22 protein-coding genes are annotated in these 26,029 nt (G+C 66.6%); 4 read left to right on the top strand and 18 right to left on the bottom strand.

Features of this window, described 5'->3' with window-relative positions; all coding sequences use genetic code 11:
- Window positions 1–37 precede the first annotated feature (37 nt).
- Together ICJ04_RS04340 and ICJ04_RS04335 are read left to right on the top strand one after the other, a co-directional pair.
- Window positions 38–865, top strand: coding sequence for a S1/P1 nuclease (locus tag ICJ04_RS04340; RefSeq protein ID WP_188326325.1), 828 nt, complete (start codon window positions 38–40; stop codon window positions 863–865).
- Between the two features lie 11 nt (window positions 866–876).
- Window positions 877–1,677 carry an MBL fold metallo-hydrolase gene (locus ICJ04_RS04335; protein WP_188326324.1) on the top strand — a complete coding sequence of 267 codons (801 nt, stop codon included), beginning with the start codon at window positions 877–879 and terminating at the stop codon, window positions 1,675–1,677.
- A 56-nt stretch (window positions 1,678–1,733) separates the two neighbouring features.
- Here ICJ04_RS04335 and ICJ04_RS04330 read toward each other — a convergent pair whose 3' ends face one another.
- The 3 genes from ICJ04_RS04330 to ICJ04_RS04320 are packed head-to-tail and all read right to left on the bottom strand — an operon-like array spanning window position 1,734 to window position 3,875.
- Window positions 1,734–2,279, bottom strand: coding sequence for an energy transducer TonB (locus ICJ04_RS04330; protein ID WP_223203035.1), 546 nt, complete (start codon window positions 2,277–2,279; stop codon window positions 1,734–1,736).
- A gap of 32 nt (window positions 2,280–2,311) precedes the next feature.
- Window positions 2,312–3,520, bottom strand: a complete 1,209-nt coding sequence (locus ICJ04_RS04325; protein ID WP_188326322.1) for a TonB family protein — start codon at window positions 3,518–3,520, stop codon at window positions 2,312–2,314.
- Window positions 3,513–3,875: a BlaI/MecI/CopY family transcriptional regulator gene (locus tag ICJ04_RS04320; RefSeq protein WP_188326321.1), complete on the bottom strand. Its 363-nt coding sequence runs from the start codon at window positions 3,873–3,875 to the stop codon at window positions 3,513–3,515. The genes ICJ04_RS04325 and ICJ04_RS04320 overlap by 8 nt, the downstream gene beginning before the upstream one ends.
- Before the next feature lie 206 nt (window positions 3,876–4,081).
- Here ICJ04_RS04320 and ICJ04_RS04315 point away from each other — a divergent pair, with 206 nt between their 5' ends.
- Window positions 4,082–6,031 carry an acetyl-CoA hydrolase/transferase C-terminal domain-containing protein gene (locus tag ICJ04_RS04315; protein ID WP_188326320.1) on the top strand — a complete coding sequence of 650 codons (1,950 nt, stop codon included), beginning with the start codon at window positions 4,082–4,084 and terminating at the stop codon, window positions 6,029–6,031.
- Window positions 6,032–6,217: 186 nt separating this feature from the next.
- Here ICJ04_RS04315 and ICJ04_RS04310 read toward each other — a convergent pair whose 3' ends face one another.
- From ICJ04_RS04310 to ICJ04_RS04240, 15 genes are all read right to left on the bottom strand, one after another.
- Window positions 6,218–6,940 carry an ankyrin repeat domain-containing protein gene (locus tag ICJ04_RS04310; RefSeq protein ID WP_188326319.1) on the bottom strand — a complete coding sequence of 241 codons (723 nt, stop codon included), beginning with the start codon at window positions 6,938–6,940 and terminating at the stop codon, window positions 6,218–6,220.
- 181 nt (window positions 6,941–7,121) lie between these two features.
- Complete coding sequence (tkt, locus tag ICJ04_RS04305) at window positions 7,122–9,122, bottom strand: transketolase (RefSeq protein WP_188326318.1); 2,001 nt, start codon at window positions 9,120–9,122, stop codon at window positions 7,122–7,124.
- 226 nt (window positions 9,123–9,348) lie between these two features.
- A complete protein-coding gene (locus tag ICJ04_RS04300) occupies window positions 9,349–10,677 on the bottom strand; it encodes a dicarboxylate/amino acid:cation symporter (RefSeq protein WP_188326317.1) in 1,329 nt (442 codons plus the stop codon).
- A 65-nt stretch (window positions 10,678–10,742) separates the two neighbouring features.
- Window positions 10,743–12,443, bottom strand: coding sequence for a BatD family protein (locus tag ICJ04_RS04295; protein WP_188327196.1), 1,701 nt, complete (start codon window positions 12,441–12,443; stop codon window positions 10,743–10,745).
- Window positions 12,443–14,257: a VWA domain-containing protein gene (locus ICJ04_RS04290; RefSeq protein WP_223202985.1), complete on the bottom strand. Its 1,815-nt coding sequence runs from the start codon at window positions 14,255–14,257 to the stop codon at window positions 12,443–12,445. Before ICJ04_RS04290 ends, ICJ04_RS04295 begins: the two co-directional genes overlap by 1 nt.
- A complete protein-coding gene (locus ICJ04_RS04285) occupies window positions 14,254–15,255 on the bottom strand; it encodes a VWA domain-containing protein (RefSeq protein WP_188326315.1) in 1,002 nt (333 codons plus the stop codon). Before ICJ04_RS04285 ends, ICJ04_RS04290 begins: the two co-directional genes overlap by 4 nt.
- Window positions 15,252–15,701, bottom strand: coding sequence for a DUF4381 domain-containing protein (locus ICJ04_RS04280; RefSeq protein ID WP_188326314.1), 450 nt, complete (start codon window positions 15,699–15,701; stop codon window positions 15,252–15,254). The genes ICJ04_RS04285 and ICJ04_RS04280 overlap by 4 nt, the downstream gene beginning before the upstream one ends.
- Window positions 15,698–16,618: a DUF58 domain-containing protein gene (locus tag ICJ04_RS04275; protein ID WP_188326313.1), complete on the bottom strand. Its 921-nt coding sequence runs from the start codon at window positions 16,616–16,618 to the stop codon at window positions 15,698–15,700. Before ICJ04_RS04275 ends, ICJ04_RS04280 begins: the two co-directional genes overlap by 4 nt.
- A gap of 5 nt (window positions 16,619–16,623) precedes the next feature.
- Entirely contained in the window at window positions 16,624–17,661 is a 1,038-nt protein-coding gene (locus ICJ04_RS04270) for a MoxR family ATPase (RefSeq protein ID WP_188326312.1), read from the bottom strand.
- Window positions 17,662–17,752: 91 nt separating this feature from the next.
- Window positions 17,753–18,037 (bottom strand): YkgJ family cysteine cluster protein, encoded by a 285-nt coding sequence (locus ICJ04_RS04265; protein WP_188326311.1) that lies wholly within the window; start codon window positions 18,035–18,037, stop codon window positions 17,753–17,755.
- A 242-nt stretch (window positions 18,038–18,279) separates the two neighbouring features.
- Complete coding sequence (locus tag ICJ04_RS04260; RefSeq protein WP_188326310.1) at window positions 18,280–20,253, bottom strand: type IV pilus secretin PilQ family protein; 1,974 nt, start codon at window positions 20,251–20,253, stop codon at window positions 18,280–18,282.
- A gap of 21 nt (window positions 20,254–20,274) precedes the next feature.
- Window positions 20,275–20,808, bottom strand: a complete 534-nt coding sequence (locus ICJ04_RS04255) for a pilus assembly protein PilP (RefSeq protein ID WP_188326309.1) — start codon at window positions 20,806–20,808, stop codon at window positions 20,275–20,277.
- Window positions 20,805–21,491, bottom strand: coding sequence for a type 4a pilus biogenesis protein PilO (gene pilO, locus ICJ04_RS04250; protein ID WP_188326308.1), 687 nt, complete (start codon window positions 21,489–21,491; stop codon window positions 20,805–20,807). Before pilO ends, ICJ04_RS04255 begins: the two co-directional genes overlap by 4 nt.
- Window positions 21,488–22,312, bottom strand: coding sequence for a PilN domain-containing protein (locus ICJ04_RS04245; RefSeq protein WP_188326307.1), 825 nt, complete (start codon window positions 22,310–22,312; stop codon window positions 21,488–21,490). The genes pilO and ICJ04_RS04245 overlap by 4 nt, the downstream gene beginning before the upstream one ends.
- A complete protein-coding gene (locus tag ICJ04_RS04240; RefSeq protein ID WP_342589185.1) occupies window positions 22,312–23,370 on the bottom strand; it encodes a pilus assembly protein PilM in 1,059 nt (352 codons plus the stop codon). Before ICJ04_RS04240 ends, ICJ04_RS04245 begins: the two co-directional genes overlap by 1 nt.
- 218 nt (window positions 23,371–23,588) lie before the next feature.
- Between ICJ04_RS04240 and ICJ04_RS04235 the strand changes: the two genes are divergently transcribed.
- Window positions 23,589–26,009 (top strand): penicillin-binding protein 1A, encoded by a 2,421-nt coding sequence (locus tag ICJ04_RS04235; RefSeq protein ID WP_188326305.1) that lies wholly within the window; start codon window positions 23,589–23,591, stop codon window positions 26,007–26,009.
- The last annotated feature ends 20 nt before the right edge of the window (window positions 26,010–26,029 follow it).

The following is a 26,029-nucleotide window of genomic DNA, read 5'->3' as shown; positions in this document are numbered from 1 at the left end:
CAAGCCACCTTGCAGGCCGACCGCTAGAATAGGGCCGATGAAAAGCCCCTTCCCCCTCCACTCTCCCCTGCCCCTTACCGCGCTGGCGCTGGCACTGGCCCTCTGCTCCACCGATGCGCTTGCGTGGGGCGCACAGGGCCATCGTCTGGTCGGGCGCGTCGCAGAAAGCAGGCTGACGCCCACCGCACGTGCCGAAGTAGACAGACTTCTGGCAAGTGAAGCCGATCCCACGCTCGCCGGTGTGGCCCCCTGGGCCGACCAGCTGCGCGCCACCGACCGGGATCTCGGCAAGCGTTCCGCCGGCTGGCATTACGTCAACATTGCCGAAGACAACTGCGTCTACCAGGCCGCCAAGCACTGCCCGGACGGCAACTGCGTGGTCGAAGCGCTGAAGGACCAGACCCGTATCCTGTCCGACCGCAGGAACAGCGACGCCGAGCGCGCGCAGGCGCTGAAGTTCGTCGTCCACCTGGTCGGTGACATCCACCAGCCCATGCATGCGGGATTCGGCCACGACAAGGGCGGCAATGAGGTCCAGGTGCAGTTCAATGGACGCGGCAGCAACCTGCATTCGGTCTGGGACAGCGGGCTGCTCAATACCCGCGGATTGGACGATACCGGCTACCTGACGGTGCTGCAGGCATTGCCGCAACCTGCGCTGGCGCGCCGGGTCGACGTGCGCAAGGATGCGGAGGCATGGGCTGAGTCCAGCTGCCGTATCGCGGTTGAAAAAGGCGTTTACCCCACCTCGCGTAAGCTCGGAGACGATTACACCGACCGCTATCGTCCCGTGGCCGAGAGCGAACTGCGCATCGCCGGCGAGCGCTTGGCGCAGGTGCTGAACCGCGCACTCGGCCCGCGCTGAGGAGTCACCCGATGCCTGCCCATGTCCAGTCGTTCTTCCATCCCGACAGCAACACCTTCAGCTATGTGGTGCACGATGTGGCCACCCAGCAGGCTGCCCTGATCGATCCGGTGCTGGACTACGACCCGGAAACCGGCACGGTCAGCGAGACGGCGTTGACCCCTGTGCTCGGGCATCTGCAGGCCGAGGGACTGGAGCTGCGCTGGGTGCTGGAGACCCATGCGCATGCCGACCACGTGTCGGCGGGCCGCTGGCTCAAGCAGCGCTTCCCAGAGGCCGCACTGGCCATCGGCGAGGGCATCCGCGCGGTGCAGGCAACGTTCGCCCCGCGCTACGGAGTGGACGTTGCCGCTGACGGGGAGGCGTTCGACCACCTGTTCGTTGATGGCGAAACGTTCGCGCTGGGAACCGTGCAATGCCGGGTGCTCGCGGTACCAGGACACACCAGTGACAGCATCGCCTACCTGATCGGTGACGCGCTGTTTCCCGGCGACTCCCTGTTCATGCCCGACGCCGGCACCGCGCGCTGTGATTTTCCCGGTGGCGATGCCCACCAGCTTTACCGCTCCATCCAGACGCTGCTGGCACTGCCGGACAGCACGCGGGTATACGTCTGTCACGACTACGGCCCGGGTGGCCGCGCGATCAGCAACGAGACCACCATTGCCGAGCAGCGCGCGCACAACATCCACGTACGCGTCGGCACGGATGAAGCGACCTTCGTCGCCAGCCGGCAAGCCCGCGACGCCACCCTGCCGGAGCCTAAGCTGATGCACCCGGCCATCAAGGCCAACCTGCAAGGCGGCGCATAAAAAAGGGGACGGAGGGGATTAAGTCGCAAACGGCCACAGATGTGGCCGTTTGCGACTTAATCCCCTCCGTCCCCTTTTCGTCGGACGTAGTGTCGGCCCTTCACTATTTCGAAGGTGAAGGCGTACAGCAGGCTCACCGGTATGGGCTCGATGCGGTCGGCACCTTCACAGTCAGACGGCTGGCGAGGAAGCTTGCCCGGCGCGAAGTGACAGACGGCGGCGGGCGAGAATCTCCACTGCTGCACCGCCTCCTGGACCGCTTGCCGCAGCGCCCCGTTCTCGGCTGCCGCACCGGCCCGGCACTCCGTGCGGTCGGCAATCGGGAGACTGCGCTCCACCTTGCCGTCTGCATCGACCACCAGCTGGACGCACACCGTGGTCAACGCCAGCTCCTGGCGCTGTTCTCGATCTCCCAGCACCGGGGGCGGTGCCGTGTGCAGCTGCGGCATGCGGTAGCTTTCGCCGGGTTGCAGGGTGTAGGTCTCCACGGCGCCGGACCCGATACTGGAGCGGGGCAGTGGATCCAGGCGCTGGTGGTCGACATTCTCCTCGCGTGTATCCACCGCCTGGCGGATGTCGTGGCGGGTGCAACCGAGCATCATCAACGCCGCGATCGCGATGGCGGCACGTGCTGTCATGGGCCCACCGGCGGCTGGTCGAGTGCGAACTGCACGGGGATCTGCAGCGTCCCCGGTACGTTTCGCCCATCCCTCACCGCGGGCGTGAATGTCCACTGCCGCGCGGCCTCAACGGTGGCCGCCTCGAACACACCCGCCGGCGTCGCGCTCACGACCCTGACATCACTCGCCTTGCCGTCGGCGTCGACATCAACGCGAAGTACGACCTTTCCGGTGATACCTCGTTCGAACGCCTCTTCCGGGTAGTCGGGGGCCGCCATCTGGGCCGCCTTGATATCGCGGTCAACCGGCGCCGCCGATAGCGCCGGTGCGCTGCCTGCGCCTTGGCTTGCCCAGGCCATGCCGCCTGCACCGATACACAATCCCGCCACCATCAGATAACCGCAGGCGACGGGCACGCGTCCGCTCGTTCCTTGTTTCATCATGGAAATCCTCTCCTTCAACACAGGCTGTCCGCGCCAGTGGCAGGCCACCGGTGCGATCGGGTGGGCCAGTTGCGCTGTCAGCAACGCAGTGGCGTAAGACCGGCGATGGGCCGGATGTAACCGAAGAACGCGGGCATCACAGGCGAGTTCCTGGTCGCGCTGCAGGCGGCGCGCGCTCCAGGCAGCCAGCGGATGGAACCAGAACACGCAGCGCATCAGCAGGACGACGGCATTCACCCAGTGATCGCCATGGTCGCGATGGCTGCGTTCGTGCTGAAGCACGAGATCCCGCTGCTGCGGGTCGAAGCGCGTGTCGAAGCCAAGACCCACGATGATCCGCGGCCGCCACACGCCGACCAGCGCAGGCAGCCCCGCGTCCACGTCTGCCTGCCAGCTACCGTCCTCGCGCTGCCGGAGGACGCCCAACTGTCGTTCGAACCGGCGTTGGGCGATGCATGCCCTGAGCAGAGCACGCCCTGCACCCAGCCCCCACAGCGCTGCCAGCAACGTGGCCCCTCCGCTCGCGGTCAGCCACGGTCCGTTCTGGTTCGCCGCACCCTTCGTCATGGCGAGCAACGCCATACCGTCCGGGAGCGCGGCGGGCGGATACGGCAGCGGCACCACCAGCAGCGTCAGCAGCAGGGGCAACAGCCACCAGCTGCGATACGCCAATGGCCCGCCGCCCAGCCGGAGCAGCAGCGGGCGCGCGACGGCCAGCAGCAGTACGCCCACCGTGAGCCACACGCTGGCCCGCAATAAGAGCATCAGCAGGTCAGTCATCGCCCATCTCTCCGATCAGCCTGCGCAGCTCGGCGATGTCCTGCGGGCTGAGCTGCCCGCGTTCACTGAAATGCGCGACCAAGGGCGCGACGCGGCCCTCGAAGACGCGCTCGATGAACTGTTCGCTCTGCCGGGCCACCCACGCCTCCCGCTGCAGCAGCGGGCGATACAGGTAGCGTCGGCCATCGCGTTCAGCCGCAATCGCGCCCTTGGCCAGCAGGCGGTTGAGCCATGTCTTGATGGTCGGCTCGGCCCAGTCCCGTGCACGCAGGGCCGCGATGACCTCCTCGGCAGCCAACGGCGCCCGCTGCCACAGCACCTCCATCACCACAGCTTCTGCATCGCTGATCTGCATGTACGTTTACACCTGTAATCGACAAGCCGATTACAGACGTAATCGCAGCACGTGTCAAGCAGGAGAAAAAGGGGACGGAGGGGATTAAGTCGCAATCGGCCGACAGCGTGGCCGATTGCGACTTAATCCCCTCCGTCCCCTTTTTAGACGGCGGTTCAAGGCGGTCATGCTGTAATGCGGTCATCACGAACAAGGAACCTGCGCCGATGACCGATCACCTGACCGACCTTGATGCTGCCGTGGATTGGTTGTTGGGACGGGTGCAAGGGGCGGTGCGGATCGGTGCGCCACTGGCCTTGGGCAAGCCGCATCGGCTGCTCAACGCGCTGTATGCACGGGTAGAAAACGATCCCGCACGCCCGCTGCAGATCTACACCGCACTGTCGTTGAACCCGCCGGTGGCGAGCGGCGACGGCCTGGAAGCGCGTTTCATGGGCCCCTTCGCCGAGCGCCACTTCGGCAAGGACGTGGTGCGCTTGGCCTATGCCGATGCGATGGCGCGTGATGCGCTGCCCGACCACGTGCAGGTGGAAGAGTTCTACATGCAGTCCGGTGCGTTGCTGCGCTCGCGGCAGGCGCAGGCCAGCTACACCAGCCTCAACTACACCCACGCCGCAGATGCGGTGGCGCAGCGTGCACCGCATGCCATCGTGCAGAAGGTAGCGCGTCGCGAGGGCAGCGACCGGCTGTCGTTGTCCTGCAACAACGACATCACCCAGGACACGATCGATGCGATGGCCGCGCGGGGATTGCCACGTCCGCTGCTGATCGCCGAGGTGGATCCGCAGCTGCCGTGGATCGGCGGCACGGCCGCCGTGGAGGAAGCCTTCTTCGATCTGATCATCACTCCACCGGGCCCCTACCCCGCGCTGTTCGGCCTGCCGCGGCAGCCGGTCAGCGATGCCGACCATGCCATCGGTCTGTACGCCAGCACCTTGGTGCGCGACGGTGGCACGCTGCAGATCGGCATCGGTGCACTGGCCGATGCACTCAGCCATGCCCTCGTGCTGCGGCATACCGACAATGCGTTGTACCGCCGCGTGCTGCATGCACTGGACCCTCAGTTGGCCACGCATCCGCTGGTGGCGGAGATCGGTGGACTGGGGCCGTTCGAGGAAGGCTTGTACGGGTGCAGCGAAATGCTCAACGAAGGATTTCGCAAACTCGTGCAGTGCGGCGTGATCAAACGGAAAGTGCACGATGACCTGACGCTGATGAAGCGTCTGGACAACGGGAGCGCCTACACCGCCGACCACGCCACCTTGGCGGCGGAAGGCGAGTACCTGCACGGGGCGTTCTATCTCGGCTCGCCCGAGTTCTACGACTGGCTGCGCAACCTGCCAGAGGACGAGTGTCGCGCAATCGGCATGCGCCGCATCAGCGAAATCAACCAGTTGTACGGCAGCAATGAAGAGCTTGAGCGGTTGCAGCGGCGTCATGCGCGCTTCTTCAATTCCTGCATGATGGCTACCGCGCTGGGTGCGGCCGTGTCGGATGCGCTGGAAGATGGCCGCGTGGTATCCGGTGTCGGCGGCCAGTACAACTTCGTGGCCATGGCACACGCCTTGCCGGAGGCGCGCAGCATCCTGATGTTCCGTGCCGCCCGCGATGATGCGGGGTCACGCCAGAGCAACGTGCGCTGGAATTACGGGCATACGACCATCCCGCGCCACCTGCGCGACATCTACCTCGACGAATATGGCATCGCGGATCTTCGCGGTCTGACGGACGCGGATTGCGTGCTTGCGATGGCGGGCATCACCGAGCGGCCTTTCCAGGACCCGCTGCTGCAGCAGGCGAAGGAGGCGCGCAAGCTCGGAACCGATGCTCAGCCGGACCCGCGTGCACAGCGCAACACGCCGCAGATACTGTCGGCCACGCTGGCCGCGTTCCGCAGCGATGGCACCTTGCCGGATTATCCGCTGGGTAGTGATTTCACGGAGCTGGAGCAGGTGCTGCTGAAGGCGCTGGGCTGGCTGAAAGCTCATACGCAGACGCGCGGCGCGAAGCTGCGCACCGTGTGGGCGGCGATCTGGCAACCCCCCGGCGATGGCGATGCGGTGTACCTGCAACGGATGGGTCTGCAGGCACCTGCGAACGTCGGTGAGCGGTTGAATGCGCGACTGCTGCGATTGGCGTTGGCGCGTACGGCGTGATGCGGTGGGCGGGTGCGACCTCCGTAGCGCGGAGGGGTGCTCGGCGGCGGGATTCTGCAGGTCAATCAGCCGGCTGAAGCCGGCTCTACCGGGTGATGCGGTGGGCGTCGCGCGCGGTGGTAGCGCGGTGGCGTGCTCGGCGGCGGGATTGCGTGGACGATCAGCCGGCTGAAGCCGGCTCTACCCTCAGTTGCAGCTTGATCGGCCGGTCTTGTGGTTGATCGCGCCCTTTGCGATCAGCAGGTTCGCCACGTCGTCGAACCCGCCTTCGCAGGCACCGCTGAGCGGGCTTTCGTTGATTTTCGGTTTTTCGTTGATCGCCACCGCGTTCAGATCCGGATGGAACTGCAGGATGTACTCCACCGTCTCCAGGCGACCGTCCACGGCGGCCACCATGAACAGCGTTTCCTGGTCGCTCTCACGCGCGTCCCAGTCGGTCTCGTCGCGCAGCAGCCCGTGCAGGTATTCGACCACCGCCACGTTGCCGCCCATCACGGCAGACTTGAGCGCGTTGTAAACGTCGGCCCGGTCCGTCGCGCGGATGTCCGCGCCCTGGTCCACCAGGTAGTGGACCATGTCCTCGTAGCCGATGAAGGCCGCCCAGCCCAACGCGGTCTGGCCCAGTGCGTCTTCGTCCTTGGCTTCCAGGTTCTGCCCGGCTTCCACGCGTCGGCGGACCTCGGCGAGATTGCCCTGCTTCACCGCGTCGAACCACGCCGCATCGGGACCGGTGGACCGGAAATCATAGAAATTCCGATGCCCCAGCAGATCCGGGTTCGAGACCTTATGCATCTGCTCGACGCTGTAACGGAACAGTGCCGGATCGGCCTTTACGGCAGGCGTGGCCGCCATGGCCGGGAAGCAGCTCATCGCTATCAGGCAGACAGCGAGAAACGGGGTGGTTTTCATTGAAGGGCCGTCGCGGCTTGTTGCGGACGGGCCAGCATGACAAGGCCATGCACTGCTGGAAACAGGCCAGGCGACAACGCATCATTCCGGCGCTGCGGCCGGAAAACCGCGACGATTCAGCGCGGTCCGATGGACAGCGGGTGCAGCGGGTCGAGGACCCGCTGCACCCTCCAGGCCGTATTTACAGCGCCTTGGCAGCTTCCACCACGTGCGCGATGGTGATGCCGAAGTGCTTGTACAACGCGTCAGCCGGTGCCGATGCACCGAAGGTGTCGATGCCGATCACGGCGCCGTCCAGGCCAACGAACTGGCGCCAGAAACCGGTAACGCCCGCCTCGACCGCGACGCGCTTGCGCACGGCGTTGGGCAGCACGCTTTCACGATAGGCCGCGTCCTGACGCAGGAACACGTCGGTGGACGGCATGGAGACCACGCGGGTCTTCAGGCCTGCGGCATCCAGCTCCGCCTTCGCCTCGGTGGCCAGCGAGACCTCCGAACCGGTGGCGATCAGGATCACGTCCGGCGCCCCCCCCTGCGCATCCGCCAACACGTAACCGCCGCGCTCGATCTGGGTGATCTGCTCGGCGTCACGCGGCTGGTGCGGCAGGTTCTGGCGACTGAACACCAGGCAGCTCGGACCGTCCTGGCGGGTGATGGCGGCCTTCCAGCTGACCGCCGACTCCACCGCGTCACAGGGACGCCACACATCGTTGTTCGGGATGTAGCGCAGCGACGCCAGGTGCTCCACCGGCTGATGGGTCGGGCCGTCTTCGCCCAGGCCGATCGAGTCATGGGTGTACACGTGGATGGCATGTGCCGGGATCAGCGCACTCATGCGCACGCCGTTGCGGGCGTAGTCGCTGAACACCAGGAAGGTCGCATCGAACGGCAGGAACCCGCCATGCAGGGCCAGGCCGTTGGCGATCGCGGTCATGCCGAACTCGCGCACGCCGTAATACACGTAGTTGGCATTGGCATCGTCGGTAGCAACCGACTTGCTCGCCTTCCACAGGGTCAGGTTTGAATGGGCCAGATCGGCCGAGCCCCCCACCAGTTCCGGCAGCAGCGGCGCGAACGCTTCGATGGCCAGCTGCGATGCCTTGCGCGAGGCGATGGTCGGGCCTTCCGCGGCGACCTGCGCGATGTAGGCGTCGGCCTTGGCGATGAAATCTTCCGGCAGTTCACCATGCGAGCGGCGGGTCAACTCCTCGGCTTCCGCCGGGAAACGCGCGGCGTACTTGTCGAACTGCTGTTCCCACTCGGCCTGGCGCAGGGTACCGGTACCGCCCGCACGCCAGCCGGCGTAGATCGATTCGGGGATTTCGAACGGACCGTATTCCCAGCCCAGTGCCTTGCGCGTGGCCTCCAGCTCGTCCTTGCCCAGCGGTGCACCGTGGCTGGATTCCTTGCCGGCCTTGGCCGGGGAACCGAAGCCGATGGTGGTACGGCAGCAGATCAGCGTCGGCTTGTCGTCCTGGCCCAAGGCCGCCTCGATACCGGCCTTGATGCTTTCCGGATCATGGCCGTCCACGTCACGCACCACGTTCCAGCCATAGGCTTCGAAACGCTCGGGCGTGTTATCGGTGAACCAGCCATCGGTGTTGCCATCGATGGAGATGTGGTTGTTGTCCCAGAAGCAGACGAGCTTATGCAGGCCCCAGGTACCGGCCAGCGACGCCGCTTCGTGCGAGACGCCTTCCATCAGGCAGCCGTCACCCATGAATACGTACGTGTGGTGATCGACGATCTCCAGCTCCGGACGGTTGAAGCGCTGGGCGAGCAGCTTCTCGGCCAAGGCAAAACCGACAGCATTGGCGAAACCCTGACCCAACGGACCGGTGGTGGTCTCTACGCCGGGGGTTTCGTGGTGCTCCGGATGGCCGGCCGTCTTGCTGCCCAGCTGGCGGAATGCTTTCAGCTGCTCGATGGGCAGGTCATAGCCGCTCAGGTGCAGCAGTGCGTACTGCAGCATCGAACCATGACCGTTGGAGAGCACGAAACGGTCGCGGTTGAACCACTTCGGGTTGTTCGGATTGTGGCGGAGATAGTCGTTCCAGAGCACTTCAGCGATGTCGGCCATGCCCATGGGCATGCCGGGGTGGCCGGACTTGGCGGTCTCGACTGCATCGGCGGCAAGGAAACGGATGGCGTTGGCCAACTGGCGGCGGGTAGGCTGCGTCATGGTTCTATAGGAATCAGGGAGGCGGCCGCGGACGTGCGGGCACGTCATTGTAGCGCCGCGCTACGCCGGGCGGACTCATACGGTAACCCCCCGGTCAGGCAACGGGGCAGTCATTCCGGTAGCGCCGCCCCGTGGATGGCGAGCGCAGGGGCACACGGGGAAACCCGCCGAGCACGGCTCGGCGCTACCCAGGCGTCATTCGCCCCGGCGACGCGGGTGAGTCAATTCAGGCCAGACGATCCGTAGAGACCGCCGGAACTGCCGGCTCGTCCTTCTCGCCTTTCGCCACCAGCGTGGTCAAGGCCAGATCGCCGGTGACGTTCAGCGCCGTACGGCACATGTCCAGGAAATGGTTCACGCCCAGGATCAGGCCGATGCCCAGCGGGTTCACCCCGACCATCGCGCAGATCATCGCCACCACCGGCAGCGAGCCCGACGGCACGCCGGCTGTGCCGATGCCGCCGAGGATGCAGACCGCCATCACCATCACCTGCTGGCCGATGCTCAGGTCCACGCCGAAGAACTGCGCCAGGAAGATCACCGTGACACCTTCAAACAACGCGGTACCGTTCTGGTTGGCCGTGGCCCCCACCGTCAGCACGAAGCGCGACACTTTCTGCGGCAGGCCCATCTCGTCCGCCACGCGCAGCGCGGTCGGCAGGGTGGCGTTGCTGGAGGCCGTGGAGAAGGCCATCACCGTGGCTTCCTGCGTATCGCGGAAGAACGCCAGCGGCGAGCGGCCGGACAACCAGACGGCCACGCCGTAGGTAACCACCATGTGCAGCCCCAGCGCCAGCACCACCACGCCGACGTAGGCGCCCAGGCGGATCAGCAGCTCGAAGCCGAACAACGCGGCCAGGTTGAACATGAAGCAAGCGACCGCGTACGGCGCCAGGCGGATGACCAGGTTGATCAGGGTCATCGAGACTTCGAAAATACCTTCGATCGCACGACGCAGCGGCGCGACTTTCTCTTCCGCAGTGAGCACCATGCCGATGCCGAACATCAGGGCGAAGAACATCAGCGACAGGATCGCCCCATTGCTGGAGGCGGCGGCGACGATGTTGTTCGGCACGATGGACAGCAGCATGTCCGCGCCCTTCGGCTGGCTGCCGACGCCGGCGACGATCTCCTTGGAGCGCTCCAGGTTCTCGGCCAGGATCTGGTTGGCCATCGCCGGATCCACGCCGACGCCCGGCTTGAGCACGTTGACCAGCACCAGCCCGATGGCCACCGCGATGCTGGACAACACGATGGTGTAGGCCAGCGTCTTCCAGCCGATCCGGCCGAGCGAACGCACGTCGCCCATTTCCGACACGCCCATCACCAGCGCGGAGAAGATCAACGGCACGATGAGCATGAAAATGAGATTGAGGAACAGGCCCGAGGCCGGCGTGGTGACGTAATGCATCACCCACTTGGCCGCCTCCATCAAGGCCGGGTTCTGCCCGCCCAGCGCGTGCACCACGAGGCCAAGGACCAAGCCAAGGGCGAAGCCGATGCCCATCTTCCAGTGCAGGGGCATCTTCTTCTTCGCGGGGCTGGCTGCTGTCATCGGGTCGTTTTCCTTACAAGTGAGCGTACTTTAGCAAAGCGCTGCACCCCGCCACGCGGCGTGTTTCAACCGCGCGGATACAGGGGGGGCAACCCAGTCTGCGCGATTTCCACGGGCTGCGACCAGTGCGGACCGTCATGGAAGGCCTCCTTCAACAGCCGGCGCACCGCGACCAGGTCGCCCTCGCCCGCCCAGCGCGCCTGCTGCAGCGCCTGCAGCGCCGCGCGCTGACGGGGATCGCCCAGCTTTTCCATTACCTGCTCCAGTCGCGCCACCCCGGCCAGGGTGCACAGGGTGGACGCGACCACGGACAGGTCTTCGGACTCCAGCACGCGGCGCAGCGCTTTGGTGGAGGAACGCGTGGCACCAGCGCCATCCGCAGCCGCCACCGGGACGCTCACGTCAGCACGCTGGCGCCCGCGACGCCAGCCCCACCACAGGGTCAGCAGCCATAGCAGCACCAGCGCGCCCACCGCTGCGATCCACGGCCACGGAGCCGCCGCGCGCGGCGGATGCTGGCCGTTGGCGGACAGCTCGCCCTCACTACCCGGCAAGGCGGCGTCGGTATCCACCGGCTGGACCGGCGGCACGGGGGATGCCGCGCCGGCCGCCCCCGTCGCGACGGCCAACGTCAGGTCGGGCAGCGTGCTGCTGCGCGGCTGCCCGGCCGTCACATCCCACCAGCGCAGTTGCATGCCCGGCACGGTCAGGGCGCCCTCGCGGCGCGGCACGACCGCGTACTTGCGCGTGATCTTCAGCTGCGGCGATCCACCGACGAAGGTTTCGTCGTACTGCGCTGGCTCGGCGAAGACCTGGGCATCGGCCCCCACGTCCGGCACCGGCAGTTCGGTGAACTGCGCGCGCGTCGCGCCAACGGCAACTGCTTCGACCTCGATCGTCGCCGCTTCACCGCTGCGTGCACGGTCGGGTGCAAGCGTGTAGCGCAGCCGCAGATCGTGCAGCGGCAGCCAGGGTTGCGGTGCATCCGCCGGTTGTGCCTGCACCTGGAGCGTCTGGTCCGCTGCGGCTGCACGCAGGCGGCCATCGCCGCGGCCGCCGAAGAAATCATCGAAGAAGCTGCCCGCCGAGCGTCCGTCGAAGCGCGCACCGACCAGCGTGAGCGGCCCGCTGCGTTCCGGGATCAGCAGGTAGCGACGCTCAGCCACGTTATAGCGTCGTCCGTTCACTTCGCGCACGTCGGTGCGGTCCTGTCCGACCACCTGCAGCGACGCACCCGCGGGGGTATCCAGCACCAGCGAGCCGGAGGCAAGCTGCGCGGCGTAATACAACCGCACGACCACGCCAACGCTCTGCTGCACATACGGGCTGCGATCATCCACCTCGGTTTCAATGAAGGCCAGCGCGCTGCCGTCGTTGCGTGCAGGCGCCGCCTCGCGTACCTGCAGCTGCAGGGCGGGCGTGGACACCGATCCCACCTGCAACGGCGGCAACACCAGGGTGCCGGCCCGTCGCGGTGACAACGCAACGCCGTGCAGCGTGCGGGTCTGCATGCGCCCGTTGCTCCACTCCACCTGGCGGCTGCGGGTCTGGTTGCTGAGCTGGAAGTCGGCGCGCAACGGCGCCAGATCCGGCGCTGCATCGCTGTCGGTCTGGATGTTCAACGTCACCGTGTCGCCGAGGTCCACCTGGGCGCGGTCGAGCCAGGCACGGGTCTGCGCCTGCACGCCTGCCGGCAGACAGAGCAGCATCAGCACCAGCAGCCAGGTCGGCATCCGCATGAGGGTAGAGGGGGGGGCGTTTCGCATCATGGTCCTTCGCGTTTCCTGCGTTCGGTTTCCAGCTGGAACTTGGCCCGCAGCAGATCGCCTGGCTGGTCCGGTACGCGCCGCATCCAGGCTTCCACCGCCTGCTGCTGTTCGCGTTGCTGCGGAGTCCGGCCATCCGTGCGTTGCGCCGGCTGCTGTTGCTTGCCATCACCATCGCCCTGGCCGCTCTTCATGGCCTGCTGCATGCGCTGACGCTGTTCGGCATCGGCGCGTGCCTGTGCCTGCGGATCAGCGGAAGGCTTCTGCTGCGGCGCACCTTGGCCGTCGTTGTTGGATGGCTGCGCGTTGGGGGTCGTGTTCTGCTGCGACGGCGACGGTGGGGCGCCAGCGCCTGGCGAGCCGGATGCCTTCGGTGGCTGCGCAGGCGGTTGCGCCGGCGGTTGGCCCTGCCCTGCCTGCTGCTGCCCCTTCCCGCCCTGTGACGGCGGCGATGCGCCCGCTTTCGCACCGGGCGGCTTCTTGCGCTTGCGCGCCGCATCCACCACGGCCCGGTTGGCGACCGCATCCTCCATCGCCGGCCGCTGGATCAATGCACGGTCGTAGGCCTGTATGGCCCCGTCCAGATCACCCTGTCGCGCGCGCGCATTGCCGAGGTTGTACCAGCCCTCGGCGTTGTCCACCGCTTCGAACTGCCGCGCGGCGGTGCCGAAATCGCCCTGCTGGTAGGCACGCACGCCTTGTTCCAGACGCTGTTGCCGGCGTTGGTCCAGGCGCAGCCACGGGGTGGCCTTGTCGGCCTGCGCCGCCAGCGCAGCTGCCGCCTTTTCCTGTGCCTGCAGCGGCAGAGGCAACATCGTCGATGCGCCCAGCAGCACCAGCACCGACAGCACCGCCGCACGACGGCGAAACGCCAGCAGTGCGAGCAGCATCACCGGCGGCAGCAGCCAGTAGCCCTGGTCCAGCCATTGCCGTGCACTGCCGCGCTCCTGTTCACCGGACACCTGGTCCGCCTGCAGCACGTCCAGTGCCTGCAGGTCCGTACCATCGCGAGCCAGCCGCTGGTAGCGGCCACCGCCGGCTGCTGCCAACCGTGACAGGCTCTTTTCATCAAGTGCGGCGTTGCTGATCTGGCCGCGCCCATCGCGATACGCCGCGCCTGCCGGCGTACCCACGCCGAGCACCGACACCCGCATCCCCTGCGCGTGCGCCTGCGCAGCCGCCGCTACCGCGCCGTCGTCAGCCTGATCGGTCAGCAGCAGGATCTGGCCACCGCGCATGCCGCTTCGCTGCAGCAACAGCGTGGCCCAATCCAGTGCGCGGTCGGCGCGCTGGCCGTCGGCCGGCATCACCTGCGGCGACAGGGAATCAAGGTAAAGGGCCACATTGGCGACGTCGTCAGTGAGCGGGGCCACGGTGTAGGCGTCATCGGCATAGACCACCAGCGCGATCTGGCCTCCCTCGCGCTGCTGCAACAGCGAGGCCAGCTTCGCGCGTACCTGCAGCAACCGCGATGGCGGCAGATCGGTAGCGCTGACCCGCGTGGACAGGTCCAGCACCACCACCAGCGGCGACTGCGGCTGCAGCAGGGTCTGCGTCTGTTGTCGCCACCCCGGTCCAGCCACCGCCACCACCGCGAGCAACCAGCCCAGCAGTACGGCCCACGGCCAGCGCCGCGCGCTGGCACTTCCGCCCTGCAGCAGATGCGGCAACAGGTGAGCATCCACGGCCTGTTCCCAGCGACCCGCGACGCGACTGCGGCGCCATGCCCACAGTGCGATCACGGGAAGGACCAGCAGCCCCCACAGCAGGTGCGGGCGCGTCCAGTGCACCATCGTCAGAACGTCGGACATCATCGTTGCCGCCCCGGCCACAGCCATGCCAGCGCGCCCAGCAGCATCGCCAACGCCAATGCCCAGAAATACACTTCGTTGCGTGGCCGCAGTGCCGGCCCGAGCGCTGTCACCGGCTCCAACCGGTCCAGCTCGGCATAGATGCCAGCCAGTTGCGCGGTGTCACGCGCACGGAAAAAACGTCCACCGGTGACGTCGGCGATCCTGCGCAGGGTGGCTTCATCCACCGGATCCTGCGCTTGCCCGATGTCCATGCCGAACAGTTTCATGCCGCCATCGCCGCCGAAGGCGACGGTGTACACGCGGACGTGCTCGGTGGCCGCCAGTTCGGCCGCCCGCAGCGGAGCCAGCACCCCGGCATTGTTGACGCCGTCGGTCAGCAGGATCAGCACGCGCTGCCCCTCAGGCTGGCTGCGCAGGCGTTTCACGGCCAGGGTGATCGCATCGCCGATCGCCGTCTCGCGCCCGGCCAACCCCACCACCGCATCGCCCAGCTGTTCACGCACGCTGGCCAGGTCCGCGGTGATCGGCGTCAACGCGTAGGCGCGGTCACCGAACACCAGCAGGCCGACGCGATCCCCTGCACGCCGGTCCAGGAAGTCCGCAAGCACGGCCTTGGCCGCCGTCAGGCGCTCGACCACCTGGCTGCCCAGCACCATGTCCGGCTCGCCCATGCTGCCGGACACGTCCATGGCCAGCATCAGCTGACGGGCCTGCACCGGCGGGCTCACCGCCTCGCCAAGCAGCTGCGGCCGCGCAAAGGCGATGCACAGGCAACACCAGCCCAGCCACAGCATCGCGCGATGAAGGCGGGCGCCGTCATGGCGGGCCTCGCCGGCGATCTCCTGCAGATGCTGCGCCGACCACGGCACGCGCAGGGCAGCCCCTTGCTGGGCCGCCCGCCGCGGCCACCAGCGCATCAGCCAGGGCAGCGGCAAGGCGAGCAGCGCCCAAGGCCAGGCAAGCAGAAGATCCGGCCACGGCCAAGCGGGCAACGTCATCGCGCGCCCTCCTTCAACAGCGACACGTAGCGTGTACGTGCCCAAGGTTCCAGCGCGGCAAGCTGCTGCGGGTCCACGTGGGGCTGGTAGGCCCCCTGCAGCAGGAGCGCTTTCTGCGGCGGGGACAGCGAACCCGTCGGGTCCACCACCTGCAACCACGCATCGCCCTGCAGCACCTCAGCGCCGGGCCGTTGCTGGCGTGCTGCACGACGCAGCAGGACCAACAGCGCCGCCACCCGTGCAGCGCCCGTGCCGGCGGCGGCGAGCTCGGCATCGAACTGCCGTTGCCAGGCCCGTTCGCGGCGAAGGCGCCGCGCACGCAACAGCAGCGGGATCGCCAGCAGAAGCAGGACAACGGCGGTCACTGCCCACCACCCCGGCGCGGGCGGCCACAGACTCGGCGCAGGGGGCAGGTGCACGTCGCGCAGTGGCAGGTTCGTGCTCATGCCACGACCTCGCGTACGGCCGGTGACAGCCAGCTCGCGCTGTCTGCGTTGGTGGCCACGACATGCACCGCGATTCGTCGCGCGGCAAGCGTCTCTTGCAGTTGCTGCAGCGGATCGGCGAAGTGGGCCTGCCAGTGACTGCGCACGGCGCTGCTGCGCAGGTCCACGCGCACGCGTCGCGATTCGGCCAGGAACGCCAAGGCATCACGCGGCGGCTCCAGCTCCAGGGGATCCACCATCAACAGCACATCGATTTCATGATGCTGGGCAAGTCCCGCCCATTGCGCCAGCGGGATCGCGGCGGCGCGCAAGGGATCGGCCAGCACCAGCATCCGTGCACCGGGACGCAGCACGCGCCGCGCCTGGTGCAGCGCATGCTCCAGGCCTGCATCATCTGGCGGCGGAGCGGCATACCAGCGGCTCAGCGCATCAAGCACCCGCAGCACACCACGCGTGCCGCCGGCAGGTGGAATCGGGGCCTCGGTCAAGCTGCCGCGCAGGGCGGCCAGCCGATCACCGCGACGCTGTGCCGACCATGCCGCGACCGCACCGACCCGAGCGGCCTGCACGGATTTGAACCGCGTACGGGTGCCGAAATAGAGCGCCGGGTCGGTGTCGGCGACGATCAGGCTGACGCGTTCGCGCTCAGCCTGGAAGAGCTTGGTATGGGTGCGGCCGCTGCGTGCGGTCACCCGCCAATCGATATGCCGCGCGTCATCACCGGCGACGTACTCGCGCGATTCTGCATACTCCATGCCGCGCCCGCGCATCGCCGAAGGTGCCTGCCCGGCCTGCCCTACCCGGCCTCGCCGCGGCGCCGGCGGGCGCACGGCGGAACCGCGCAGCGCGACCAGCTCGGCCAGCGTGGGCACCAGGCCATCGCCTGCGGCGATGTCATGACTGTCGTTCACCGGCATGGGGATCAGGGTGCCGGCACGCGGGCCAGCAGTTCCTGCACCAGCCGCTCGCCATCCCAGCCCTCGGCGACGGCTTCGTAGCTGGGCAGCACGCGGTGACGCAGCACGTCGCCGGCGATCGCGCGTACGTCGTCCGGGGTGACGAAATCACGCCCGGCCAGCCAGGCACGGGCACGCGCGCAGCGCTCCAGCGCGATCGAACCACGCGGACTTGCGCCCCAGGCAATGCGTCGTGCGAGGGCCGCGTCGTAGCGTGCGGGCTGACGCGAGGCGAGGACCAGTTCGACCAGATAACGCTCCAGGGCCGGCGAAAAATGCAGGTCCAGCACAGCGCGACGCGCCGCGTAGACATCGGCCATCGGCATGCGCGGGGGCGCGGTCGCGGGCGCGTCCAGCGCACCCCGCGCGCGCTCACGTGCCAGGCGCAGGATCTCCGTTTCCGCGCCCTCGTCGGGGTAACCGATGCGCACATACATCAGGAAGCGGTCCAGCTGCGCTTCCGGCAGCGGGAAGGTACCTTCCTGCTCGATCGGGTTCTGCGTGGCCATCACCAGGAACAGCGGCGGCAGCGGATACGTGTGTCGACCCACCGTGACCTGGCGCTCGCCCATCGCTTCCAGCAGTGCGGACTGCACCTTGGCCGGGGCGCGGTTGATCTCGTCGGCCAACAGGATCGGGTGGAAGATCGGGCCGGGCACAAACTCGAAGCGGCCTTCCTGCGGGCGCCAGATTTCGGTACCGGTCAGATCGGCCGGCAGCAGGTCCGGGGTGAACTGCACGCGGGAAAAATCCGCGTCCAGTCGGCTGGCCAGCGCGCGGATCGCCGTGGTCTTGGCCAGCCCGGGCGCGCCTTCCACCAACAGGTGGCCGTCAGCGAGAAGCGCGATCAGCAGCCGCTCGACCAGCTCGGCCTGGCCGACGATCTCCGTACTCAGCGCGGCGCGCAGCGTCTGGAAGTCGTCATGCAGTCGCGCATGCTCGGGCGTGGCCGCGATCAGGCCGGGGGTCGGAAAGGTGTCGGGTATGGAGGGAGGTGTATTCATGGCATCCATATGACCTCCGCAACGCGCGATAGGTTCCATGCCCATGATGGCAGGATCTGCATCGGGTCTGCGTCAAACCCGGTCAGCGGCATCAGCCCTGCGCAGAACCGTGTTCGTAGTAATCCTCGCGGATCGCCTCGCAGTAGGGTCCCGCCATGGTGAATCGGTGGCAGACGGCCGGCCGGATGTCATAGATACCGCAGCGCATCTGCGTACGGTCCATCGCCACACACCAGCCGTCCTCGCCCCGCGCCATCGCCCGCTTGCCGCTGGTGTGTTCGGTCGTCAGGTGCAGCGGAACGGCGTCGTCCGCCTCGAGAATGGCGGTCAACCTGCAGCACACTGCATCACATCTGGAACAATCCGCTACTGTCATTGGAGACCACCTCGGTCAGCCGCGGCGCGCTCCATCACGGGCGCAGCTCCCAGGCCGACAAAGCGGGGACGGTACGCCCCGCACCGTGCCACGGCAATGAATTTGCGGAAGGCATGTGGCTGGGCTTCATGTTCATGCGAGGCATTGATCGACTGCGAGCGGCTTCGCACAGGCTGCGGGTCGGGCCCATGAAAAAGGGCCGCACAGGGCGGCCCTTCTTCATACAGCAGTGCGACGATGCGTCAGTCGGCTTTCTTGGCCACGCGCAGCACCTTCGGGGTGACGAAGACCAGCAGTTCGGCCTTGTCCTTGTTGCGGCCACGCTGCTTGAACAGGTTGCCGAGGAACGGCACGTCGCCCAGGAACGGCACCTTGCTGATGCTGCTGCGGTCGGTGAACTCGTACACACCACCGATGACCACGGTCTGGCCATCATCCACCAGCACCGCCGTGTTGACTTCGCGACGGTTGATCGACGGCACCGTGCCATAGCCCGTCAATTCAATGAAGCGGTCGACTTCGTCCTTCTTGACCACCATGTTCAGGAACACACGGTTGTCGTTGGTGATGGTCGGGGTGACCCGCAGTTCCAGCACCACTTCCTTGAACTGCACGTTGGCCTGGGCTGCACCGCCGGCACCGCCACCGCTGATGGTGACGTAGCCGATTTCCTTACCCTGCTTGATCAGCGCTTCGCGCTGGTTGGTGGTCACCACGCGCGGGTTGGAGATCACCTCGCCGCGCGATTCTGCCTGCATCGCCGACAGCTCGACGTCCAGCAGATAACCCGCATTGAGGATCGACAGCGCCAGCGTACCCGGGTTGCTCGCCGCCGCTACCGGCAGGTTGAACATCGGCCGCCGGGTGAGCGAAGGCCCTTCGCGAACCGGAGCCGCTCCTGTCTGACCGCCCGCGATCCACTCGTTCACTGCCCGCTGATAGGCCGTATTCTGCGCCGAGCGGTCCGTGATGTTGTCGTAGTTGTCATCGATGTTGCCACCGAAGTACACGTTGTCGCGGTTACCACTGACACCGAACTTCGCACCCAGCTCGCGGGCGAAGGTGTCGGTAGCGATCACGATGCGGCTTTCGATCAGCACCTGGTCGACCGGACGATCAATCACGCCGATCAGTTCACGCATGCGCGCGACCTTCTTCGGAATGTCGCTGATCATCAGCATGTTCGTGCGTTCGTCAGCCACGATGCGGCCACGCGAGGTCAGGAAGCCACTGTCTTCCTGCTGCGCGCCGCCACCACCACCACCGCCACCGCCACCGGACGAGCCGCCGATGCCACGGGCTTCGGTCAGCGCTTTGAAGATCGCCGAGGCGCTGTGGTAATTGATCTGCACGTAATCGGTGATCAGGTCCTCACGGTTCTCGATCGCGATGCGGGCGTCTTCTTTTTCCTGCTCGAACTTCGCCAGCTCCTGCTGCGGGCCGACCCAGATCACGCTGCCATCGCGACGCTTGTCCAGGCCCTTGGCCCGCAACACGATGTCCAGCGCCTGGTCCCACGGCACGTTGACAAGGCGCAAGGTCACATTGCCCTGCACGCTGTCGGATGCCACGACGTTCAGGTTGGACTCTTCAGCGATCAGCTGCAGCACCGTGCGGACCGGCACGTCCTGGAAATTGAACGTCACCGGGCGCCCGCTGTAACCGCGCTGCGCAACGGCTGCCGCCGCCTGGTTGATGCTGCTGGTCGTGACCGCACCGGTGGCCGCAAGACCCTGCTTCGGGGTGATCTCCACCACGTATTCGTTGCCGCTCTGGTAGGCCAGCGACTCGAACGCGGTGTTCGTGCTGAGCACGAGCTGCGTACCACCGCCATACGGCTTGGCGTCGATGCGCTGCACCGGCGTGGCGAAGTCGGTGACATCAAGCGGCTTCTGCAGCTGCGCGGGCAGGCTGGCATTGCCGACGTCGATGACCACGCTGTTGCCTTGGCTGCGCAGGTCCGGGTTGGCGCCCTGGCCATCGAACTGCAGGATCAGCCGGCCTGCGCCGTCAGCGCCACGCTTGAAGTCGATCTTGGCGACCGACAGCGAAGCCGGCGCGGCAACGGGCGTTGCGGCGCTGGCGGCGGGCGCGCCGTTGGGCGCAGCCGCGGTCGCGTGGCCGCAGGCCAGCATCAACGCGACTCCCAGCGCGCCGATGCGGTTCAAGGTTGGGCGCCGGATCGGACGCAGCCCCTTGGCATTGTGAAAGGTCATCGTGCTATCCCCAGTAAACGATCATTGATCTTCAAGCGAGAGCGCGGCCGGCCGTTCCAGCCACCCGCCCGCGCCATCCGGCACCAGCTCAATCAGTTCGATGCGGTCCTCGAAGACCCCGGTTACCCGGCCATCGCTCTGCCCCATGTACACGCCCGGCCGCACCCGGTAGCTGACCTTGTCCGGCGCCATCACCACCGCGACGGTGCCCGGACCGGTGCCGAGGGTGCCGACCATGTCCAGACTGTCCAGCGGGAAGGCCTCGAGCGGCTCTTTCCGACGGTTCGGGTCCGGACGCAGGCCACTGCCCCCCTGCGGGTTGGCCCAGGCATCGGTGAACGGATCCCGCATGCCCTGTGCCGAGTATTCAAACGTTTCGAACTGCTGCATCACCGGCAACGGCTCGAGGGGCGGCGCCGGACGCGCACGCACGTCCGCCACCCACTTCTCCAGGTTCGGCGCATCACCCGGCGTGCTGCTGATGCCGCGACCGCAACCGGCCAACAGCACCAGCATCATCAAGCCGATTCCACGCAGCATCCAGGAACGGGTCATTGCGCACCCCCGTTGGCGGCGGCTGTCTTGGCGGCGGCCTCCTTCTCCTGCTGCTCCATCTCCGCCTCGTCGAGGTAACGATAGGTCTTGACCGTACCGGACAGCTCCAGCGCGCCGGCGCGGATCGAGGCCGGGTTGATGCCGGTCTTCGGATCCTTCGGCTTGAGGTTGATGTCGTGCATGGTCAGGATGACCACGCGCGGCAGCGAGGCCACGCCACTGACGAACGCACCGAACTGGTGGTAACTGCCCACCATGCGCAGCTTGATCGGCTTCTCGGCGTAGAACTCACGCACCTCTTCGGACTCCGGCTCGAACAGCTCGTTGACCAGGCCACTGGACAGCGCGGTCTGCGAAACGTCGATGATGAGGTCCGGCATTTCGGTCTTGCTGGGCAACTGGCGCAGCATCTGCTGCAGCACCTGCTCCATCTGACCGAGCTGCTGCTTCAGCGGCTCCAGGTTGACCGCGCGCCCCTGCTCCTTTTCGAACTCGGTACGCAGCTCGGTCTCGCGCACTTCCAGCGAGGCCAGCTCATCGCGCTTGCCGCTGATCAGGGCGAACCAGGACACGGCCATGATCACCAGCGCGATCAGCACGCAGAAGACGATTTTCGCCTGCTGCGGCCAGTTGCCGATGTCATTGAAGTCCAACTCGTTGAGGTTGATTTTCTTCTGGCTCATTGCGAGCGCTCCTGGCCGCTGGCCGGCGGTGTCTGCGGGGCGGCCGGGGTCAGGCGGCTGCCTGCAGGCGCCGGCGGTGCGGTCGATGCAGGTGCTGCAGCGGGTGCAGGGCCGGCGGCCGGAGCGGCCGGAGCGGCTGCATCAGCCGGTGCCAAGGGTGCCAACGCAGCCGGATCGACCGGCGCGGGCGCCGTCGGATCCGCCACCGAGCCATCCGGATTGAGCGTGGTTTCTTCGCTCTGTGCCGGCAGCTTCACCTTCACCACGAACACATAAGGAAGCGCGCTGATGTCGGCAAGCGCGAGGGCCTTGTTGCCCTCCTTTTCCTTCTCGGGATCACGCGCTTCGATGATCGCCAGCTCCGGATTGGTCATCCAGCCGGACGTTTCCAGGTTGCGCATGTACGCCGACACGCGGGCATTGGACTGTGTCCGCCCCTCCAGGGTCAGCACGTCGCCTTCCTGCTTCAACGCGGTCAGCACGACGCCATCGGGGATGGTACGTACCAGCGCGTCGAACAGATGGACCATCTGCGACCGCTTGGACTGCAGTTCCTCGATGACCGTCTTGCGCGCCAGCAGGCGTTCCTTCTGCGAATCAAGGCGATCGATCTCGGTGTTCTGCAGCTTCACCTTGTCGATCTCAGCCTGCAGGAAGGTATTGCGTTCTTCCTGGCCGCTGACCTGACGGTCGTAGTAGAACCACACCATCAGCGACAACAGCAGGCCGCCGATCGCGGCCATGCCCAACATTGCGTAGAACTCACGCTGGCGTTGCTTGCGCCGCTCGGCGCGCCACGGCAGCAGATTGATCCGTGCCATCAGTCGAAGCTCCTCATCGCCAGGCCGGTGGCGATCATCAGCGCCGGCGCATCCAGGGCAAGCGCATGCGCCTGCACCTTCGGGCCCAGCGTCATCTGCGCCAAGGGATTGGCCACCACGGTCGGCACGCCCAGCTGCTCTTCCACCAGGTCAGGCAGGCCGGTCAGCGCGGCACAGCCGCCGGCCAGCACGATGTGATCGACGCGATTGAACTCGCTGCCCGCGTAGAAGAACTGCAGCAGACGGCTGATCTGCTGGACAGTGGCTTCCTTGAACGGTTCCAGCACTTCCATTTCGTAGCTTTCCGGCAGCCCACCCTGACGCTTGGCCAGTCCGGCTTCCTCATAGCTCAGGCCGAAACGGCGCATGATCTCGTCCGTCAGCTGCTTGCCACCGAATACCTGCTCACGGCTGTACAGGCTGCGTCCCCCACGCAACACGTTCAGCGTGGTCATGGTGGCGCCGATATCGACCAGCGCGACCACGCCGTCACTGGATACCGGCAGCTCGCTGGCGACCAGCGCAAAGGCGTTTTCGACCGCGAAGGCCTCCACGTCCATCACCTTGGCGATCAGTCCGCCCAGTTCCAGCGCCGACTGGCGCAGTTCCACGTTCTCCGAACGCGAGGCAGCCAGCAGCACCTGGACCATCTCCGGGTTGTTCGGGATCGTCCCGAGCACCTCGAAGTCCAGGTTCACTTCTTCGATCGGGTACGGGATGTAGTTGACGGCTTCCAGTTCGATCTGGGCCTCCATCTCGCTCTCGTCCAGATCGGCCGGCATCGGGATCACCTTCGTGATCACCGCAGAGCCCGCCACGGCGGCCGCTGCGAACTTGGCCTTGCTGCCCGAACGGTTGACGGCGCGACGGATCGCCTCGCCTACCGCTTCGACTTCCACGATGTTCTTTTCCACCACCGCATTCGGCGGAAGTGGTTCCACAGCATAGTGTTCCACGCGGAAACGATTGCCGCTACGAGAGAGCTGCAACAGTTTCACTGCCGTTGAACTGATGTCGACGCCTATGAGCGGCGACTGGCTTTTTGGGATGAGCCCCACGGTTTCTCCCCTGCCGACGGGCACTTGGACGCATCAGCTGCGCCCGCGCATTAATAACGTTTTTTTTGCAAATGGCAACCACGTGCCGTGAAGTCGTCTTCACAGAACGTCACACAACGTCGCGGCTTCCCCTTGCACTCCCCAGGACCGACCCCAGCCAGCCCCTTGTGTAATCTATACTCTGCGGCCATGAATTCTGCAATCGGAATCTGTCACCGATGACACGCCTTCGCCGCTGGCTGCGCTGGATCCTGGTCGTTTCGCTGATCCTGGCGCTGATCGGGGCGGCCGCTGCTGGCGGCCTCTATTACGTTGTTTCCTCCAAGCTTCCGGACGTGCAGACCCTGCGCGACGTGGAAATGCAGGAGCCCATGTATGTGTACGCCGCCGACGGCAAGCTGATGGCCGTGTTCGGGGAGACCCGGCGCACGCCGATCACCATGAAGGACGTGCCCGAGCGCCTGAAGCAGGCGTTCCTGGCGACCGAAGATGCCCGCTTCTACGAGCATGGCGGCGTGGACTACAAGGGCATCGCGCGCGCGGTCTGGCTGTTGGCCACCACCAGCGATCGCCGCGTCCCGGGCGGCTCGACGATCACCCAGCAGGTCGCGCGGCAGTTCTTCCTGAGCTCCGAATACAGCTACACGCGCAAGCTGGCCGAGATCCTGCTGGCGCGTAAGATCGAGTCCGAGCTCAGCAAGGACGAGATTTTCGAGCTGTACCTGAACAAGAGTTTCTTCGGCAACCGGGCCTACGGCGTGGCGGCGGCAGGCCAGTTCTACTACGGCAAGTCGCTGGACCAGCTGGACCTGGACGAGATGGCGTCACTGGCCGGCATCCCGAAGTTCCCCTCGTCGGGCAACCCGCTCTCCAACCCGGAGCGCGCGCAGCAGCGCCGCGACAACTATGTGCTGCAGCGCATGGCCGACCTGCGCTTCATCACCCAGGCCGAGGCCGATGCGGCCAAGGCCGTGCCGATGCATGCCACGGCACATGAGCCGCCGGTGCAGGTCGATGCGCCTTACGTGGCCGAGCTGGTACGCCAGGAGATGATCGCCCGCTTCGGCGGAGATGTGGTCAACAAGGGCTACCACGTGACCACCACCATCAACGCCGAACTGCAGACCGCTGCCAACCTGTCGGTGCGCGATGGCCTGCTGGCTTATGACCACCGCCACGGCTGGCACGGCGTGGAAAAGCAGGTGGAGCTGGGCGCCGCTGACGATGCCGCCAGCCTGGCAGCGCATCTGTCCGGCATCAGCGCCCAGGCCGGGCTGCTGCCGGCGCTCATCACCGCAACGGCCGCCGATGGCAGTGCCACGGCGCTGCTGGCCAACCGCACCGAGGTCACCCTGCCCGCCGGTGCGGCGCGCTGGACCAACAAGACCCCCGCAAAGCTGGTGAAGCGCGGCGACATCGTGCGCGTGCGCGTGGGCGAGAAAGAAGGCCAGTGGCTGCTTGACCAGATCCCGCGCGGCCAGTCCGCACTGGTGTCGGTGGATGCCAACAGCGGGGCCCTGAAAGCCCTGGTCGGCGGCTTCAGCTTCTCTGGCAACAAGTTCAACCGTGCCACCCAGGCACGCCGCCAGCCGGGCTCCAGCTTCAAGCCCTTCATCTACGCGGCGGCCTTCGACAAGGGCTACAACCCGGCGTCGATCGTGCTCGATGCCCCGGTGGTGTTCCGCGACCGCCGCGGCAAGACCTGGTCGCCGCAGAACGACGGTGGCGGCTTCCGCGGCCCGATGCGCCTGCGCGAAGCGCTGGTGCAGTCGCGCAACCTGGTCTCGGTGCGCCTGCTGGACGGCATGGGCGTGGACTATGCCCGCAAATACATCAGCCAGTTCGGCTTTGCCGAGGCAGAGCTGCCGCCCAATCTGTCGATGTCGCTCGGTACTGCATCGTTGACCCCGCTGTCGGTTGCCCGCGGTTATGCGGTGTTCGCCAACGGCGGCTCGCGCGTGGACACCTGGCTGATCGACCGCGTCACCGACCGCGATGGCGTGGAGGTGTTCAAGGAAAACCCGGCGATGGCCTGCCGCGAGTGTGCGGGCACCAGCAACGGCCAGCCTGCCAGCCAGGTCGTGGACGGGTTCAACTTCGGCGCCCCTGCGGCACCGGTGGCAGCCGGTACCGATACAGCGCCGGCTGCCGCGGAAGCGCCGGCCCCGGTCAATCCGGACGCACGCACGGCGCCGCGCGCGATCGACGCCCGCACGGCGTACCAGTTGGTATCGATGATGCGCGACGTGGTCCAGCGCGGTACCGGCACCGCGGCGAAGGTTCTCGGTCGCGAAGACGTAGGCGGCAAGACGGGCTCGACCAACGACCATCGCGACGCCTGGTTCTCCGGCTTCGGTGGCCCGTATGCCACGACGGTGTGGGTGGGTCGCGATGACTTCCGTTCACTCGGTTACCGCGAATACGGCGGACGCGCGGCGCTGCCGATCTGGATCGAATACATGCGCACGGCATTGAAAGACACGCCCATCGCCCAGAACGAACCGCCGACGGGGATGGTCCAGGCCAGCCTCAACGGGGCGACCGAGTGGGTGAAGGTCGAAGACATGGATCGCCTGCAGGACTACGACCTGAATCTCAATGCCCCGCAGGCCGACGCCGCCGCGTTCGATATCTTCTGATGGCCTGACGTCACGCAACG

Source organism: Stenotrophomonas sp. 169 (assembly GCF_014621775.1).
Taxonomy (GTDB): domain Bacteria; phylum Pseudomonadota; class Gammaproteobacteria; order Xanthomonadales; family Xanthomonadaceae; genus Stenotrophomonas.
The sequence above is the reverse complement of the archived record's forward strand: the minus strand, read 5'-3'. Positions and strand labels throughout refer to the sequence as shown.

Excerpts from the sequence above, each read along its gene's own strand:
- ICJ04_RS04290 (WP_223202985.1), bottom strand. The coding sequence starts at position 14,257 with ATGATGTCCGACGTTCTGACGATGGTGCACTGGACGCGCCCGCACCTG.
- pilO (WP_188326308.1), bottom strand. The coding sequence starts at position 21,491 with ATGAGCCAGAAGAAAATCAACCTCAACGAGTTGGACTTCAATGACATC.
- ICJ04_RS04255 (WP_188326309.1), bottom strand. The coding sequence starts at position 20,808 with ATGACCCGTTCCTGGATGCTGCGTGGAATCGGCTTGATGATGCTGGTG.
- ICJ04_RS04300 (WP_188326317.1), bottom strand. The coding sequence starts at position 10,677 with ATGACAGCAGCCAGCCCCGCGAAGAAGAAGATGCCCCTGCACTGGAAG.
- ICJ04_RS04265 (WP_188326311.1), bottom strand. The coding sequence starts at position 18,037 with ATGACAGTAGCGGATTGTTCCAGATGTGATGCAGTGTGCTGCAGGTTG.
- tkt (WP_188326318.1), bottom strand. The coding sequence starts at position 9,122 with ATGACGCAGCCTACCCGCCGCCAGTTGGCCAACGCCATCCGTTTCCTT.
- ICJ04_RS04325 (WP_188326322.1), bottom strand. The coding sequence starts at position 3,520 with ATGACTGACCTGCTGATGCTCTTATTGCGGGCCAGCGTGTGGCTCACG.
- ICJ04_RS04270 (WP_188326312.1), bottom strand. The coding sequence starts at position 17,661 with ATGAATACACCTCCCTCCATACCCGACACCTTTCCGACCCCCGGCCTG.
- ICJ04_RS04310 (WP_188326319.1), bottom strand. The coding sequence starts at position 6,940 with ATGAAAACCACCCCGTTTCTCGCTGTCTGCCTGATAGCGATGAGCTGC.
- ICJ04_RS04285 (WP_188326315.1), bottom strand. The coding sequence starts at position 15,255 with ATGACGTTGCCCGCTTGGCCGTGGCCGGATCTTCTGCTTGCCTGGCCT.
- ICJ04_RS04320 (WP_188326321.1), bottom strand. The coding sequence starts at position 3,875 with ATGCAGATCAGCGATGCAGAAGCTGTGGTGATGGAGGTGCTGTGGCAG.
- ICJ04_RS04235 (WP_188326305.1), top strand. The coding sequence starts at position 23,589 with ATGACACGCCTTCGCCGCTGGCTGCGCTGGATCCTGGTCGTTTCGCTG.
- ICJ04_RS04275 (WP_188326313.1), bottom strand. The coding sequence starts at position 16,618 with ATGCCGGTGAACGACAGTCATGACATCGCCGCAGGCGATGGCCTGGTG.
- ICJ04_RS04340 (WP_188326325.1), top strand. The coding sequence starts at position 38 with ATGAAAAGCCCCTTCCCCCTCCACTCTCCCCTGCCCCTTACCGCGCTG.
- ICJ04_RS04295 (WP_188327196.1), bottom strand. The coding sequence starts at position 12,443 with ATGCGAAACGCCCCCCCCTCTACCCTCATGCGGATGCCGACCTGGCTG.
- ICJ04_RS04260 (WP_188326310.1), bottom strand. The coding sequence starts at position 20,253 with ATGACCTTTCACAATGCCAAGGGGCTGCGTCCGATCCGGCGCCCAACC.
- ICJ04_RS04315 (WP_188326320.1), top strand. The coding sequence starts at position 4,082 with ATGACCGATCACCTGACCGACCTTGATGCTGCCGTGGATTGGTTGTTG.
- ICJ04_RS04280 (WP_188326314.1), bottom strand. The coding sequence starts at position 15,701 with ATGAGCACGAACCTGCCACTGCGCGACGTGCACCTGCCCCCTGCGCCG.
- ICJ04_RS04335 (WP_188326324.1), top strand. The coding sequence starts at position 877 with ATGCCTGCCCATGTCCAGTCGTTCTTCCATCCCGACAGCAACACCTTC.
- ICJ04_RS04330 (WP_223203035.1), bottom strand. The coding sequence starts at position 2,279 with ATGATGCTCGGTTGCACCCGCCACGACATCCGCCAGGCGGTGGATACA.
- ICJ04_RS04245 (WP_188326307.1), bottom strand. The coding sequence starts at position 22,312 with ATGGCACGGATCAATCTGCTGCCGTGGCGCGCCGAGCGGCGCAAGCAA.